We start from the raw sequence: 1087 nt of genomic DNA on the forward strand, positions 1-1087 counted from the left end.
GGCATAGCAGAGTAGCTAAGTGCGGATGGGATAAGTGCTGAAGGCATATAAGTACGAAACCCGCCACAAGATGAGATTTCTTTTAAGGGTCGTGGGAGATGACCACGTTGATAGGTTACAGGTGTAAAGGTGGTAACATCATAGCCGAGTAATACTAATCACCCGTAGACTTTTCGCGCGTAGAGATTCTTTTAAAGAGCGTTAGCATCACAACAATTGTTAATTATTAATTATCAATTGTCAATTGAGAAAATATGTTTTTTATCCCTATATGTTAAAATATCAAGGCATTAGGCCACAGGCATCAGGTATTAGTTCTGAGTCGCACAACCTAAGGCCTAAAGATTTAAGGTGGTTATAGTCAAAGGTCTCACCTCTTACCATTCCGAACAGAGCAGTTAAACCTTTTAGCGCAGATGGTACTACACTTGTTGTGGGAGAGTATGTCGCCGCCTTCTTATAAAGAGCAATTCTGATAAAGAATTGCTCTTTTTTTGTTGTTTGAAATTGTGGGACTGCTTGGGAAGGGGAAGGACGAGTTGGAGGGAAAGTAGGAGAATTAACAAAGCTGTATATTGCAAAAAAAGTTTAGCTTATATGAACCTTATATGAATTTTGAACAATTGTTATACAAAGAATATGTAAAAAGTTAAGAGTGAAAAGTTTTTGATTGAGTAGGGAAATAAAGCTTGTGAGGTAGGTAATATACTTGAAAATTAGGGTTTATTCGAAGGAAGAGCGAAGCTAAGACGAAGAAAAGACGAACAATGAACGAAGAATGAGTGAAGATTTTGTCACGTCCTAAAAAAGGTTGTCATAATTAATTATTGTTTTATTAGTAATATTTTTTTCATTAAGCTACCTTTTGAAAGTACACCTGATCAGGAGTTTTTAAGTTCAATGCATAGTGAGGACGTTTTTGATTATATGTCTTTATAGCCGAACATACCGCACTAAGAGCTTGTTGTTCAGTATTAAAAGTAACTCCTAAATTAAACTCTTGCTTGAGAATCCCATTGATACGCTCCGCGTGAGCATTTTCGTAACAGTGATTCTCCTGAGTCATACTAATTTGAATGTGCTCTTT

General features: G+C 36.4%; 1 protein-coding gene and 2 rRNA genes. 2 read left to right on the top strand and 1 reads right to left on the bottom strand.

Annotation, left to right across the window (positions count from 1 at the left end; translation table 11 throughout):
- Nucleotides 1–178: ribosomal RNA gene (locus ACSQ7D_RS12945) — 23S ribosomal RNA — on the top strand; the annotation flags it as partial.
- Nucleotides 179–347: 169 nt separating this feature from the next.
- Nucleotides 348–458, top strand: a 5S ribosomal RNA gene (gene rrf, locus ACSQ7D_RS12950).
- A 395-nt stretch (nt 459–853) separates the two neighbouring features.
- On the opposite strand, the gene ACSQ7D_RS12955 is transcribed toward rrf, so the two are convergent.
- Nucleotides 854–1087, bottom strand: a 234-nt coding sequence (locus tag ACSQ7D_RS12955) for an integrase core domain-containing protein (RefSeq protein ID WP_437136469.1), incomplete at its 5' end; no start/stop codon positions are given.

It is taken from the genome of Capnocytophaga sp. G1920 (assembly GCF_051417515.1).